Here is a 13,801-nt window from a genome sequence, read left to right as displayed (position 1 = left end):
GTCGTCCCAGCCGCCCTGGTCGTCTCAGCCGTCCCGGTCGCCCGGAGCCACCGCGCGCACCGCCCGCACCAGGGCCCGCGCGCCCGCTTCCGCCTTCCCCCGGGGGCACCCCACGTTCAGCCGCACGAAGCCCGGGGCCCCATAGGTGGCGCCCGGCATCACCGCGACCCGCTCCCGGTGCACCAGGCGGTGCTTGAGGGCCTCGTCCCGGGTCTCGCCCAGGACGGGGCGCAGGTCGAGCCACGCCAGGTAGCCCGCTTGCGGGGGCTGCCAGTCCAGCGCGGGGAAGGCCGTGTTCAGGGTGGTCGCGACCAGGCGCAGGTTGTCGTGGGCGTAGGCGCGGACGGCGTCCAGCCAGGCGCCGCCCTCGCGGTACGCGGCGATGTGCGCGGTCAGCGAGAGGACCGCGGGGGACGCGAGGCCCTCGCCCGTGTCCATGCGGCGGACGAAGGCCGCGTGGTCCTCCGGGTCGCCGATGATGCCGTAACTCCCGCTCAGGGCCGGGAAGTTGAAGGCCTTCGTCGCCGAGGTGACGAGCGCCCAGCGGCCCCGGCCGTAGCGGGTCCACGGCCGGTGGACGTGCCCCTCGTGGGTGAGGTCGGCGTGGATCTCGTCGCTGATGACGGCCACGTCGTGCCGCTCGCACAGCTCGGACACCGCGCGCAGCTCCGCGTCGGTCCACACCCGGCCGGTGGGGTTGTGCGGGGAGCACAGGATGAGGACGCGGCTGTCGGCGCGCGCCAACGCGGCTTCCAGGGCGGCGAATCCGGGATCAGCCAGCGGTACGCCGCGCAGCTCGCGGCCGAGCCCGGTCACCGCCTTGCGGAAGCCGTCGTACGTCGGCGTGTGCACGACGACGCCCTCGCCCGGCCGGGTCCACATGCGCAGGAGCTGGGATATCTGGTTGAGCACGGACGGGGCGTAGACGAGCGCCGCGGGGTCGACGTCCTCGTCGTAGCGGCCCTTGAACCAGTCCCGCACCGCGCCGCGGAAGTCGTCGTTGCGCCAGTCGGTGTAGCCGAACACGCCGTGCGCGACGCGCCGTTGGAGGGCGTCGAGGACCTCCGGCGCGCACGCGAAGTCCATGTCGGAGATGGTGAACGGCAGCAGGTCGGGCACGGGGAACCGGTCGCGGATGCCGTCCCACTGGACGCACCAGGTGCCGTGCCGGTCCACAGGGGTGTCGAAGTCGTACGCCACGGTCGGTCGTTCCCTCCGGGTACGCCGACGGGCCCGGCACCCACGAGGAGTGCCGGGCCCGTCGAGCGGTGGACTACTTCAGCTTCGTGCCCGTGGAGCGCAGCGCGGCGCACGCCTCGGTCACGCGCTTGGCCATGGAGGCCTCGGCCAGCTTGCCCCAGGTGCGCGGGTCGTAGGTCTTCTTCGAGCCGACCTCGCCGTCGACCTTCAGGACGCCGTCGTAGTTCTTCAGCATGTGGTCCGCGACGGGACGCGTGAAGGCGTACTGAGTGTCGGTGTCGAGGTTCATCTTCACGACGCCGTTCTCCAGGGCGGTGGCGATCTCCTCCGTGGTGGAGCCGGAGCCGCCGTGGAACACGAAGTCGAAGGGGGACGCCTTGCCGTACTTGGAGCCGACGCCCTCCTGGAGGTCCTTGAGGAGCTCGGGGCGCAGCACGACGTTGCCCGGCTTGTAGACGCCGTGCACGTTGCCGAAGGAGGCGGCGAGCAGGTAGCGGCCCTTCTCGCCCAGGCCGAGGGCCTCGGCGGTGCGCAGCGCGTCGTCGACGGTGGTGTACAGCTCGTCGTTGATCTCGTGGCTGACGCCGTCCTCCTCGCCGCCGGTCGGGGTGATCTCGACCTCAAGGATGATCTTCGCGGCGGCGGCCTTGGCGAGCAGCTCCTGGCCGATGGCCAGGTTGTCGGCGAGGGTCTCCGCGGAGCCGTCCCACATGTGGGACTGGAAGAGGGGGTTCTCACCGCGGGCGACGCGCTCGGCGGAGACGTCGATCAGCGGGCGGACGTAGGTGTCCAGCTTGTCCTTGGGGCAGTGGTCGGTGTGCAGCGCGACCGTGACGTCGTACTTCTTGGCGACGATGTGCGCGAACTCGGCGAGGGCCACCGCGCCCGTCACCATGTCCTTGCTGTGCTGCCCGCCCAGGAACTCAGCGCCACCGGTGGAAATCTGGATGATGCCGTCGCTCTCCGCCTCCGCGAAGCCACGCAGGGCGGCGTGCAGGGTCTGCGACGAGGTCACGTTGATGGCCGGGTAGGCGAACTTGCCTGCCTTCGCCCGGTCGAGCATCTCGTTGTAGACCTCGGGGGTTGCGATGGGCATGTGTCCGCTCCTTGTGATGTGCGGGTGAGTGCTGCTGTGCTGCTTGACCCTGACCTGGGGTGTCTAGGGAACCCCTGCATGGCGGGGGAACCCGGGGGCGGCGACGGCGATGTCGTCGCCCCCATCTTTCCAGACTTGCTGGACCTGCTCGGTCCGCGGACTCAGTCGAGCCCGAGCTCGTCCTTCGAGTACGCGAAGAGGTACGGCACCCCGGCGCCCTCGGTGATCTTCACGTCGGCCCCGGTGGCCCGGTCCACGATCGTGGCCACGCCGACGACCTCGGCACCGGCCTCGCGCACGGCCTCCACGGCGGTCAGCGGGGAGCCGCCGGTGGTGGAGGTGTCCTCGACGACGAGGACGCGCCGCCCCTTGATGTCCGGGCCCTCGACCCGGCGCTGCAGGCCGTGCGCCTTGGCGGCCTTGCGCACCACGAAGGCGTCCAGGCGCCGGCCGCGCGCGGCGGCCGCGTGCAGCATCGACGCGGCGACCGGGTCGGCCCCCATCGTCAGACCGCCCACGGCGTCGAACTCCAGCTCGCTCGTGAGGTCGAGCAGCACCTGCCCGACGAGCGGGGCGGCCTCCCCGTCCAGGGTGATGCGGCGCAGGTCGACGTAGTAGTCGGCCTCCAGGCCCGAGGAGAGGGTCACCTTGCCGTGCACGACGGCCTTGTCCTTGATCTGCCGCAGCAGGTCGCCGCGTACGTCGTTCGTCATGGCTACGAGCTTAAGGGCGCGGCCGGTCCTTCAGAGCCGCCGCCAGGTCCAGGTGGTGGACGCCTCCAGCGGCTCCAGCGGCGTGACCAGGCGCGGCAGGGTGTTCAGGCCGTTGGGCGGGCCGGTCTGCGGCTCCACGCACACGGCGGCCTCCTGCTCGTCGTACACGACCACCCACTGCTCGCGGCTGGCCACGTTCACCTCCAGGTGGCCCGGCCAGGTCAGGGTGACGTCGACGCCGTCCGGCATCCCGAAGCAGTCGTCCCAGGGGCCGGGCAGCGGATCGACGCGCTCGCCGGTGGGCAGGTGGTCGTCGTCGCGGCGCTCCTGCCAGGCGGCGTCGAAGGCGATCCGGACGTCCTCGCCGTCGGCGGTGAGCCGCCGGTTGAACCAGGGGTGCCAGCCCGCCTGCGCCGGGAAGGAGTCGTCGTACGTCTCCACGGACATCCGCAGCGTCAGCGCGCTCTCCGTCAGCTCGACGATCTGCGTGACCCGGCCTGCGTACGGCCACGGGTCCGCGAGGTCGTAGGTGAACACGGCCTCGCGGCCGCCGACCCGGGCGGTCTTCCACGCGGTGTCCCGGCCGGTGCCGTGGATGGCGTGCGGCGGGGAGTTGAGCGGCAGCTGGTGGGGGTGGCCGCCGCTCAGGAAGCGGCCGTCCCTGACCCGGCCGCACCACGGCACCATCGGGAAGCAGCCGTACCGCTCCCCCTGCCGCAGCAGCTCGACGCCGTCCACCTTGAGACTGCCGAGCCGGGCCCCGTGCCCCGCCCGCACCGAAACTTCCGCGTCACCCGCGGCCAACGTGATCTCTTCGCTGCTCACGCTTCGACCCTAACCGCCCGAGGACCAGCGTGATCGGCCTTCGGCCTCGTCCTCAAGCGCCGGACGGGCTGGATGGTGCCGCTCACCGCGGTGTCTCAGCCTCTCCGGCGTTTGAGGAGCGGGGGTCTGGGGGCGGAGCCCCCAGGTCGGGAAGGGGCGGGTCAGGGGCGTGCCGCGAGGCGTCAGCGGCGCTTGCGCAGGGCGCGGGTGACCACGATCGCCGAGGCGACGAGCACCGCGGCTGCGGGTGCGGCCCAGCGCAGGGCGGCGCCGCCGCCGAGCGTCTCGGGCGCGGGGACGGGCGCGTACCGGCCCCGGGGCGGCGCGTGGTCGACCTCCTCCGCACTGCGCCCGATCATCGTCCGCCGCGCGTGCGCGGCCTCGGGCCCGGCCCCCACGACCTCGCCCGCGTCGGCGAGCGGATCGAGCGCGGGCGGCGGCACCTCCGCGTCGAAGACGCGGGACACCCCGGCGGGCGCCGACGGCTCGTCGTCCGCGGCGGGGGCCTGGGCGGATGCCGCGAGCCCCTCCGCGAACCGCGCGAGGAGCCTGCGCACCGCGCTCTCCACAGCCTGTGGAGAAGTCTTCACGGCCTCGGCGACCCGCCCGTCCGCGGACGCGGTCCCGCTGAAGGACACCTGCGTGCCCCCCTCCGCCGCGGCGGCCAGGCGCAGCACGAGGGAGAACGTTACGGCGCCGCTGCCGCGGGCCTCGTGGGCCGCACCGGTCACCGCGTACCCGCCGTCGCCGCGCGCGACGACCCGCAGGCCGCCGCGGTAGGTGATCGTGTGACCGCCGGCGCGCACCTTGAGCCGCCCGGTGACGGGTGGCGCGTCGGGCCCTGGGTCGGCGTCGCGCTGCAACCCGGGCACCGCGCGCGCGACCCGCTCGGGGTCGGCCAGTGCCTCGCGGAGCGGCTCTTCCGGAACCGGTACGAACACCTCATGCTCCATGACAGTTGAGCGTACCGAGGCCGCCGCCGTGATGTACGCCACTTCGGCCCGCCCGTACTGCCGCGGGCCGTCAGTCGGCGTAGCGCGGATGCACCAGGGTGGACGGCTCGATGGTGCGCCAGTCGGGCGGCCGCAGCCGCTCGGCGGCGCGGGAGCCCGCGCGAAGCACGGCGGAGGCGCGGGCCGCGCCGAGCACCGGCTCGGCCCGGGAGGCGAGCACGAAGCCCCAGTCGCGGGGCGCGTCGCCGGGGTCGGCGGTGCGGTCGGGCCCGGCGGCGTGCGCCCCGCGGCGGCCGGTGAGGCGGTAGGGCTCGGTCCAGTACCCGGCGGCGCGCAGCGTCGCGTCGACGGTCCAGTAGGTGCGCGGCCGGGTCGCGGCGGGCCCGGCGTGCACGGCGAAGCGCCCGTCGTCGTTGAGGACGCGGGAGACGAGGCCGTAGAACTCCTGCGAGTACAGCTGGGTGCTGGCGGTGATGCCGGGGTCGGGCAGGTCGGCGACGACCACGTCGTACACGCGGCGGTGCGGGCCGCGCAGCCAGCGGAAGGCGTCGGCGTGGGTGACGCGCAGGCGCGGGTCCCGGTAGACGTGGCCGTTGAGTTCGCTCAGGGCCGGGTCGTCGCGGGCCAGGTCGACGACGGCCGGGTCGAGTTCGACGATGTCGACGCGGCGCACCCCGGCGTGCCGGAGCACCTCGCGGGCGGCGAGCCCGTCGCCGCCGCCGAGGATCAGCACCCGCTGGTGGGGCCCGCCGCGCAGGGCGGGCTGGACGAGGGCCTCGTGGTAGCGCCGCTCGTCGCGGCCGCTGACGCGCAGCCTGCCGTCGAGGAAGAGGTGCAGGGACTCGCGGTCGCGGCCGGTGAGGACGACCTCCTGGACGTCGCTCTGGACGGCGACGCGGATCCCGGAGCCGTACACGGCGCGGCGCGCGGCCCGCTCGAAGTCGTCGACGAGGACGGCGGCGGAGGCCAGGACGGCGAGCACGACGGCGTTGACCACGAGCAGTGACCAGCGGCCGCGCGGGCTCAGGTCGCGCCCGAACAGGCCGAGGACGAGGGCGCCGCCCGCGAGCACGTTGACGGCGCCGGTGAGCAGCGCCCCGGTGAGCTGCCCGAACCAGGGAAGGAGCAGGAAGGGGAAGGCGAGGCCGCCGACCAGGGCGCCCACGTAGTCCGCGGCGAAGAGGTCGGCGACGGCACCGCCCGCGTCCTGCCGCCGGACGCGCTGGATGAGCACCATGAGCAGGGGCACTTCGGCGCCGATGAGGACGCCGATGGCCAGGGAGAACACCACGAAGAGGTAGCGGGATCCGCTGGCCCACATCTCGCCCCGGTCGCCCGCCCACGCGAACGCCGCGTACAGGACCATGGCGCTGCACCCGCCGACCAGCGCGAGGGCCGCCTCGACGAGCCCGAACCCGGCGGCGGCCCGGCAGCGCAGGCGCTTGGCGAGCAGCGAGCCGACGCCCATCGCGAAGACCATGACGGATAGGACGACGGAGGCCTGGGTGACGGAGTCCCCGATCAAGTACGAGGCGAGGGCGACGAGTTCCAGTTCGTACACGAGTCCGCAGGCGGCGCAGATGAACACGCCCGCGAGGACGAGGAAGCGGCCTGTCCTGGGCGTGACGGGCAAACGCTGACGCGGCTCGATCACGCTGGGAACGCTACGTCACCGTCCGCTCACACCAAGTCCCCCACAAGGGTGGAGGTGGCGGCGAGAATGTGTGAACGGCCGTTCAGCGAGCCGGCGCAGGGCCTCGCTCAGAGCGCCGCGGGCATCCGCACGCCGACCCGCGTACGGGTCGCCACCAGCTGCCCGTCCTGCGGGTACGCGTGCCAGGTGCGCCACATCACCGAGCCCTCGTGCCGCTGCGCGAGCATCGCCGTGAACGCGTGCGGGATGCCGGGGAAGACCCCGGCGAGCCCGTGCGGGTGTTCGGCGACCAGGGCGAGCAACTCCTGCGCCCGGCCCGCGAACTGACCCCGCGACAGCGTCTCCACGCGGGCCGCGAACTCGTACTCCCACTCGCCGACGCGCTTGGAGACGCCGAGCGGCAGCGGCGTGCTGCTGCCGGGGATGCAGGCGACGGTCTCGGAACAGCTGCCCCCGTCCTCTTCGAGCAGTACTTGGTGGGAGGCCCCGAGGAGTCTCAACTGCACGGTCGCGCCGGTCAGTTCGAGGTCGAGAGTGGCGAGCGCGGGCAGCGGCTCGCGGCCGAGGGCCCAGGCCAGGTCCCCGGCGCGCGTGTCGGTGTAGACAGTCTTCAGGGTCGTGAGCATGGGTCGGCTCCGCTAACACGCAATGGAGGTGGGGGGCCGGCGCGCCCGGTCGGACACCGGACGGAGGGGGTTGCCGGCGCGTGCCCACGGAGACGTCCCGCTGCCTGCTGAGCGGAGGCGTCCGAGGGCGGTGTGACGGTTAAGAGGGAATCATGAACTGCGACACTGCCACAGCGCTTTTACCCAAGTTCGTAGGGTTTCCATCCCCTAGAGGGCCGAACAGTTCATCTGTTCACGTTTCACGGAAAGCAGTCAGTCCGGAAATGGCATCCTATGGTCGCCAATCGGTCCGTCAACGACGAAGCGCCCGGCGGGAGTTGCCTCCCGCCGGGCGCTCGGCCCAGTGGACCAGCTGCCCCGTGTCAGCTGCCTCCGCCGCCGCAACCTCCGCCCCCGCCACCGCAGGACGAACCGCCGCCGCAGGACGAGCTGCCACCACAGGAAGAGCCTCCGCCACAGGACGAACCACCGCCGTCGTAGGTCGCGGTCCCGCTACTGGAGCCGGACCCCGCCCACCAACTGCCCCCCGACGTGGTGCGCCTGCGGCCGTTCCTGCTGACGTGCACGAGCAGCCCGATCACTACGAACCAGCCGATGAAGAACAAGGCCACAACCATCCACCCCATCCCTCACTTCCTTTCCCCCGAAGCGGCCCCGGACCGTTCCCCCGAACCGGCGCCGCTGTGCGGATATGGTCCCGCGTCGTTGCGTGACAAGGGGATGCCCCCGGCCGACCGCGGTCAAAGCAGAGTTGAGGAAGTCCAGAGGTTCGGCGGAGGATGACGGCCATGACGTCATCTCCCGGTGCCTCCAGGAACGACCGCCCGCTGCTCAACCGCCGCCTCGCGGAATTCGGTACGACGATCTTCGCCGAGATGTCCGCCCTCGCGGCACGGACCGGGGCGATCAACCTGGGCCAGGGCTTCCCGGACACGGACGGCCCCGAGCAGGTGCGGGAGGCCGCGGTGCGCGCCCTGCGCGACGGCCGCGGCAACCAGTACCCGCCGGGCCCCGGCGTCCCCGAGCTGCGCACCGCCGTCGCCGCCCACCAGGAGCGCCGCTACGGCCTGGCCTTCGACCCCGACCGCGAGGTCCTCGTCACCGCGGGCGCCACCGAGGCCATCGCCGCCTCGCTGCTCGCCCTGGTCGAGCCGGGCGACGAGGTGATCGCCCTGGAGCCGTACTACGACTCGTACGCCGCCTCGATCGCCCTCGCGGGCGGCACCCGGGTGCCGGTGACGCTGCGGCCCGGCGAAGGGCGCTTCTCGCTCGACCTCGACGAGCTGCGCGACGCCGTCACCCCGCGCACCCGGCTGCTCCTTCTCAACACCCCGCACAACCCGACCGGCACCGTCCTCACCCGCGCGGAGCTCGCCGAGATCGCGAAGCTCGCCGTGGAGCGCGATCTGCTCGTCGTCACCGACGAGGTGTACGAGCACCTGGTCTTCGACGAGGGCGGCCACGTCCCGCTCGCCTCCTTCCCCGGCATGCGCGAGCGCACGGTGACGATCGGCTCCGCGGGCAAGACGTTCTCGTTCACGGGCTGGAAGGTGGGCTGGATCACGGGCACGCCGGAGCTCGTCACGGCGGTGCGGTCGGCGAAGCAGTTCCTCACGTTCGTGTCCTCGGGCCCGTTCCAGTACGCCGTCGCGGAGGCGCTCGCGCTGCCCGACGCGTACTTCACGTCGTTCCTCGACGACATGCGCGCCAAGCGCGACCTGCTGGCCGCCGGCCTCACCGCGGCGGGCTTCGAGGTCTACCGCCCCGCGGGCACCTACTTCATCACCACCGACGTCCGCCCCCTCGGCGAGAGCGACGGCTTCGCCTTCTGCCGCGCCCTGCCCGAGCGCGCGGGCGTCGTCGCCATCCCGAACGCGGTCTTCTACGACCACCGCGACCAGGGCGCCCCCTTCGTCCGCTTCGCCTTCTGCAAGCAAACCCCGGTACTGGAGGAAGCGGTCTCCCGCCTGAAGTCCTTGTAACTCCTTCTGGCGGCCCGGCCCGGTCCGGCCCGGTCCGCGCCCTCTGTGGGCGGCTGGGCCGCCCAGGGGGCGAGTGGGGCATCCCCTGCTCGAGCGAAGCCGAGAGCTTGGGGAGGGGCGGGCACAGCCACGACGGAGCGGCACCCGACGTAAAACGCCCACCCACACGGCCCCGCCTAACTCGCGCCCGCCCCAGAGGGCCCGCAAGGTTCCGGGTGTGACCCACCCGAGCCCCACTGTCCCCGCCCCCGTCACACGCACCTCCCGCACCAGGCCCACACTCCCCGGCCCGAGCCGCCGCACGGCCACCGCGGCGCACGCCCTGGCCGCCTTCGCCGCCGCCCGCCTCACCGGCCTCCTCGCCCTCGCGGTCGCCGCCCACGCCAGCCACCAGGACGTCTTCCGGCTCCTGGGCCGCTCCTGGGACTCCCGCTGGTACACCGGCATCGCCGCCCACGGCTACGGCCGCACCCTGTACTTCGAACCCGGCGTCGTCCAGAGCGACCTGGCCTTCTTCCCGCTCTACCCGGCCCTGATCCGCGCGGTGGAGACGGTCACGCCGATCGGCTACGGCGCGGCGGGCCTGCTGGTCTCCTGGCTCGGCGCGGGCGCCGCCGCGATCGGCATCTACAAGATCGCCGAGCGCCTGCACGGCCACCGCACGGCCACGGTCCTCGTACTGCTGTGGGGCCTGCTCCCGCACTCCGTGATCCTGACGATGGCGTACACCGAGCCGGTCCTGACGGCGCTCGCCGCGGGTTCCCTGTACGCGCTGCTCACCGACCGCTGGATCTGGGCGGGCGCCCTCGCCGCGCTGGCGGGCCTGGCCCGGCCGAACGGCTTCGCGGTGGCCGCGGCCGTCGCGGTGACGGCGGTGTACGAGCTCGTCCGGCGCCGGGGCCGCGTGCCCCACAGGCTGTGGACGGGCGCGGCGCTCGCCCCCGTCGGCTGGGGCGCGTACGTGCTGTGGGTGGGCGCCCGCAGGGGCGATCCGCTCGGCGGGTACTTCGCGGTGCAGCGCGGCTGGGGCTCCCGCTTCGACTTCGGCCGGGGCTCGCTGGCCTTCGTCCGGCACCTGCTCCTGGACGGCGACAAGCTCGTCTTCGCCATGACCCTGGTGATCGTCGCGGCGGCGCTGCTCCTGTACGGGCTGCTGCTGTGCGACCGCGCCCCGCTGCCGCTGCTCGTCTACACCGGGGTGCTGCTGCTGATCACGGTCGGCGGCTCCGGCTTCTTCGAGTCGAAGCCGCGCTTCCTGCTGCCCGCGTTCCCGCTGCTGCTGCCGCTCGCCTGCGCCCTGGTGCGCACGGCGAGAGCCCGGCCGCCGCACGCCGTCCTGGTGGTCGGCGCCCTGGCCGGGCTCTCCCTGGCGTACGGGACGTATCTGGTGACGACGGCCCGCATGCCGTTGTGATGCTCTGTGCGCTGTGCCGAACCGGCGTCAGGCCTGCTCGTCGCCCTGCTCGTCGTCGGCCGCCGCGTCGGCGTCCTTCTCCAGGCCCAGCTGCTCCACGAGCCAGCGGTCGAACTCGATCGCGGCCCGCACCCAGCTGACCGTCGACGACACGAAGTGCTCCAGGGAGACACCCGTGCCGATCAGCATCTGGGCCTCGCCGATCAGGCGGACCGTGCCGTCGTCGTGCGTGTGCGTGTAGACCTTGGGCCAGAGGGTGCGGCGGTTCCAGTCGTCGATGGACTCCAGGAGCTGCGGCTTCTCCTCGATGCCGTGCGGCCTGTCGTAGAAGGTCCTGACCGAGAAGACCTGCTGGTCGTCCTCGCCGCGGAACATGAAGTACGTGCGGAACTCCTCCCACGGCGCCGCGAGGTCACCCTCGTCGTCGACGACGTACTTGAGTTCCATCTGCTCCAGGAGCTGCTTGACGAGGTCCTGGTCAGGGATGACGGGGCCCGCCGGTCCTTCATTGGGCTCGGGCTCAGGCTGGCCCCCGAAATTCGGAATCGAGGACGGGTCGATGCTCACCGTGTATTTCCCTTCGTACGGATTGAGCCATCCTCCCCCATCCGGGGCGGGGGCCCGCAACCCCCGCCCCGGATGTGACCGGTTACGGCGCCCCGGCCGCGCTCCCTACAGGGACTTTCCGGACGGTTCGGCGGTCGCGGGGCCCACGATGAGGTCGTCCCCGAAGACGTCCACGCGCACGGTGTCGCCGTCCTTGACCTCGCCCGAGAGGATCTCCTTGGCGAGCCGGTCGCCGATGGCCGTCTGGATCAGGCGGCGCAGCGGCCGGGCGCCGTACGCCGGGTCGTTGCCCTTGTCCGCGAGCCAGGCCAGGGCCTGCTCGGTGACGTCGAGCGTGAGCCGCCGCTCAGCGAGCCGCTTGGCGAGCCGGGAGATCTGGAGTTCGGCGATCCGGGCCAGCTCCGCCCGGTCGAGCGCGGAGAACACGACGAGGTCGTCGAGCCGGTTCAGGAACTCCGGCTTGAACGAGGCCCGCACGACCTCCAGGACCTGCTCCCGCTTCTCGTGCTCGCTGGTCAGGGGCTCGACCAGGAACTGGCTCCCCAGGTTCGAGGTGAGGATCAGGATGGTGTTGCGGAAGTCCACCGTCCGCCCCTGGCCGTCCGTGAGCCGCCCGTCGTCGAGCACCTGGAGCAGGACGTCGAAGACCTCCGGGTGCGCCTTCTCGACCTCGTCGAGCAGCACGACGGAGTACGGGCGCCTGCGCACGGCCTCGGTGAGCTGGCCGCCCTCCTCGTACCCGACGTAGCCGGGGGGAGCGCCGACGAGCCGGGCCACGCTGTGCTTCTCGCCGTACTCGCTCATGTCGATGCGGACCATGGCCCGCTCGTCGTCGAAGAGGAAGTCGGCGAGGGCCTTGGCCAGCTCGGTCTTGCCGACGCCGGTGGGGCCGAGGAACAGGAAGGAGCCGGTGGGCCGGTCCGGGTCGGCGATCCCGGCCCGGGTGCGCCGGACCGCGTCCGACACGGCCCGCACGGCCTCGCCCTGGCCGATGAGCCGCCTGCCCAGCTCGTCCTCCATGCGCAGGAGCTTCTGCGTCTCGCCTTCGAGGAGGCGCCCGGCGGGGATGCCGGTCCAGGCCGCCACGACGTCGGCGATGTCGTCGGGCCCGACCTCCTCCTTGACCATGGTGTCGGCCTTCGTGCCCGCCTTGGCGGCCTCCTCCTCGGCCTCGGACGCGGCCTCCAGGTCCCGCTCCAGGGCGGGGATCTCGCCGTACAGCAGCTTGCTCGCGGTGTCGAAGTCGCCGTCGCGCTGGGCCCGCTCGGCCTGGCCGCGCAGCTCGTCGAGCTTCTCCTTCAGCTCGCCGACGCGGTTGAGGGACTGCTTCTCCTTCTCCCAGCGGGCGGTGAGCCCGCGCAGCTCCTCCTCCTTGTCGGCGAGGTCGCGGCGCAGCTTCTCCAGGCGCTGCCGGGATGCCGGGTCGGTCTCCTTGCTGAGGGCCAGCTCCTCCATGCGGAGCCGGTCGACGGCGCGCTGCAGCTCGTCGATCTCGACGGGCGAGGAGTCGATCTCCATGCGCAGCCGCGAGGCCGACTCGTCGACGAGGTCGATGGCCTTGTCGGGCAGGAACCGCGAGGTGATGTACCGGTCGGAGAGCGTGGCGGCCGCGACCAGGGCGCTGTCCGCGATCTGCACCTTGTGGTGGGCCTCGTACCGCCCCTTGAGCCCGCGCAGGATCGCGATCGAGTCCTCGACGGACGGCTCGGCGACGAGCACCTGCTGGAACCGCCGCTCCAGGGCCGGGTCCTTCTCGATCCGCTCGCGGTACTCGTCCAGGGTGGTGGCGCCCACCATGCGCAGCTCGCCGCGGGCGAGCATCGGCTTGAGCATGTTGCCCGCGTCCATGGCGGAGTCGCCGCCCGCGCCCGCGCCGACGACGGTGTGCAGCTCGTCGATGAACGTGATGATCTGCCCGTCGCTCTCCTTGATCTCGGAGAGCACGGTCTTCAGGCGCTCCTCGAACTCGCCGCGGTACTTGGCGCCCGCGACCATCGCGCCGAGGTCGAGCGAGACGAGCCGCTTGTCCTTGAGCGACTCGGGCACGTCGCCCTTGACGATGCGCTGGGCGAGCCCCTCGACGACGGCGGTCTTGCCGACGCCGGGTTCGCCGATGAGGACGGGGTTGTTCTTCGTCCGGCGGCTGAGCACCTGCACGACCCGCCGGATCTCCTGGTCACGGCCGATCACGGGGTCGAGGCGGCCTTCACGGGCGGCGGCGGTGAAGTCCGTGCCGAACTTCTCCAGGGCCTTGTACTGGCCCTCGGGGTCGGGGGTGGTCACGCGTCGCCCTCCACGGCTCTGCTTGAAGGCGGCGAGCAGCTTCTTGTCGGTCGCGCCGTTCTCGGTCAGTACGTCGCCCGCGGTGCCGCCCTTGGCGGCGAGGGCGATGAGCAGGTGCTCGGTGGACAGATAGTCGTCGCCGAGGTCCTTCGCCCGCCGGGCCGCGTCGGCGATCACGGCGAGCAGCTCGCGGTTCGGCTGCGGCGGGGCCACCGTCGAGCCCGTGACGCTCGGCAGCGCGGCGAGCGCGCGCTCGGTGGCGGCGCGCACGGCGGCCTGGTCGGCCTCGACGGCGGCGAGCAGGTCGGTGATGTTCTCGTTGTCCTGGCCCTCCAGCAGCGCGAGCAGCAGATGCGCGGGGGTCAGGTCCGGATGGCCTGCGGACACGGCCCGGCTCGTCGCCGCGTTGATCGCGTCCCGGCTCCTGTTCGTCAGCTCGGCGTCCACGGGGGGCTGCTCCTCCTTCTCGGTCCAACTACTGACTCACC

11 protein-coding genes are annotated in these 13,801 nt (G+C 72.6%); 2 read left to right on the top strand and 9 right to left on the bottom strand.

The genetic code is table 11. The features are described 5' to 3' along the window. Nucleotides 1-24 precede the first annotated feature (24 nt). The 7 genes from IG74_RS0127250 to IG74_RS0127220 all read right to left on the bottom strand — a co-directional run bounded on the left by IG74_RS0127250 (nt 25) and on the right by IG74_RS0127220 (nt 7,067). Nucleotides 25-1,200, bottom strand: coding sequence for a MalY/PatB family protein (locus tag IG74_RS0127250; protein ID WP_030682698.1), 1,176 nt, complete (start codon nt 1,198-1,200; stop codon nt 25-27). A gap of 73 nt (nt 1,201-1,273) precedes the next feature. Next, complete coding sequence (fbaA, locus tag IG74_RS0127245; protein WP_030682696.1) at nt 1,274-2,296, bottom strand: class II fructose-bisphosphate aldolase; 1,023 nt, start codon at nt 2,294-2,296, stop codon at nt 1,274-1,276. 161 nt (nt 2,297-2,457) lie between these two features. Further along, nucleotides 2,458-3,009: an orotate phosphoribosyltransferase gene (pyrE, locus tag IG74_RS0127240; protein ID WP_030682693.1), complete on the bottom strand. Its 552-nt coding sequence runs from the start codon at nt 3,007-3,009 to the stop codon at nt 2,458-2,460. A 30-nt stretch (nt 3,010-3,039) separates the two neighbouring features. Beyond that, nucleotides 3,040-3,834, bottom strand: a complete 795-nt coding sequence (locus tag IG74_RS0127235; protein ID WP_030682691.1) for an aldose epimerase — start codon at nt 3,832-3,834, stop codon at nt 3,040-3,042. Nucleotides 3,835-4,016: 182 nt separating this feature from the next. Next, a complete protein-coding gene (locus IG74_RS0127230; RefSeq protein WP_030682689.1) occupies nt 4,017-4,787 on the bottom strand; it encodes an SRPBCC domain-containing protein in 771 nt (256 codons plus the stop codon). A gap of 70 nt (nt 4,788-4,857) precedes the next feature. Further along, nucleotides 4,858-6,441 carry a polyamine aminopropyltransferase gene (locus IG74_RS0127225; RefSeq protein WP_030682686.1) on the bottom strand — a complete coding sequence of 528 codons (1,584 nt, stop codon included), beginning with the start codon at nt 6,439-6,441 and terminating at the stop codon, nt 4,858-4,860. 107 nt (nt 6,442-6,548) lie between these two features. Further along, nucleotides 6,549-7,067: a DUF2617 family protein gene (locus IG74_RS0127220; protein ID WP_030682684.1), complete on the bottom strand. Its 519-nt coding sequence runs from the start codon at nt 7,065-7,067 to the stop codon at nt 6,549-6,551. Nucleotides 7,068-7,846: 779 nt separating this feature from the next. Between IG74_RS0127220 and IG74_RS0127215 the strand changes: the two genes are divergently transcribed. Both IG74_RS0127215 and IG74_RS0127210 read left to right on the top strand, forming a co-directional pair. Continuing rightward, a complete protein-coding gene (locus IG74_RS0127215; protein ID WP_030682682.1) occupies nt 7,847-9,049 on the top strand; it encodes a pyridoxal phosphate-dependent aminotransferase in 1,203 nt (400 codons plus the stop codon). Between the two features lie 217 nt (nt 9,050-9,266). Next, the gene (locus tag IG74_RS0127210) at nt 9,267-10,463 is read left to right on the top strand and encodes a membrane protein (RefSeq protein ID WP_030682681.1); all 1,197 of its coding nucleotides are present in this window, start codon (nt 9,267-9,269) and stop codon (nt 10,461-10,463) included. A gap of 27 nt (nt 10,464-10,490) precedes the next feature. On the opposite strand, the gene IG74_RS0127205 is transcribed toward IG74_RS0127210, so the two are convergent. Beyond that, nucleotides 10,491-11,030: a YbjN domain-containing protein gene (locus tag IG74_RS0127205; protein ID WP_030682679.1), complete on the bottom strand. Its 540-nt coding sequence runs from the start codon at nt 11,028-11,030 to the stop codon at nt 10,491-10,493. A 105-nt stretch (nt 11,031-11,135) separates the two neighbouring features. After that, nucleotides 11,136-13,760, bottom strand: a complete 2,625-nt coding sequence (clpB, locus tag IG74_RS0127200) for an ATP-dependent chaperone ClpB (protein ID WP_030682677.1) — start codon at nt 13,758-13,760, stop codon at nt 11,136-11,138. Between the last annotated feature and the right edge of the window lie 41 nt (nt 13,761-13,801).

It is taken from the genome of Streptomyces sp. NRRL B-1347 (genome assembly GCF_000720325.1).
Classification (GTDB): domain Bacteria; phylum Actinomycetota; class Actinomycetes; order Streptomycetales; family Streptomycetaceae; genus Streptomyces.
Note: the sequence above shows the minus strand (reverse complement) of the source record. Positions and strands in the feature narration are given on the sequence as shown.

Bases quoted from the DNA above. Each gene is read 5' to 3' on its own strand.
- fbaA (WP_030682696.1), bottom strand. From the start codon at position 2,296: ATGCCCATCGCAACCCCCGAGGTCTACAACGAGATGCTCGACCGGGCG.
- pyrE (WP_030682693.1), bottom strand. From the start codon at position 3,009: ATGACGAACGACGTACGCGGCGACCTGCTGCGGCAGATCAAGGACAAG.
- IG74_RS0127230 (WP_030682689.1), bottom strand. From the start codon at position 4,787: ATGGAGCATGAGGTGTTCGTACCGGTTCCGGAAGAGCCGCTCCGCGAG.
- IG74_RS0127220 (WP_030682684.1), bottom strand. From the start codon at position 7,067: ATGCTCACGACCCTGAAGACTGTCTACACCGACACGCGCGCCGGGGAC.
- IG74_RS0127215 (WP_030682682.1), top strand. From the start codon at position 7,847: ATGACGGCCATGACGTCATCTCCCGGTGCCTCCAGGAACGACCGCCCG.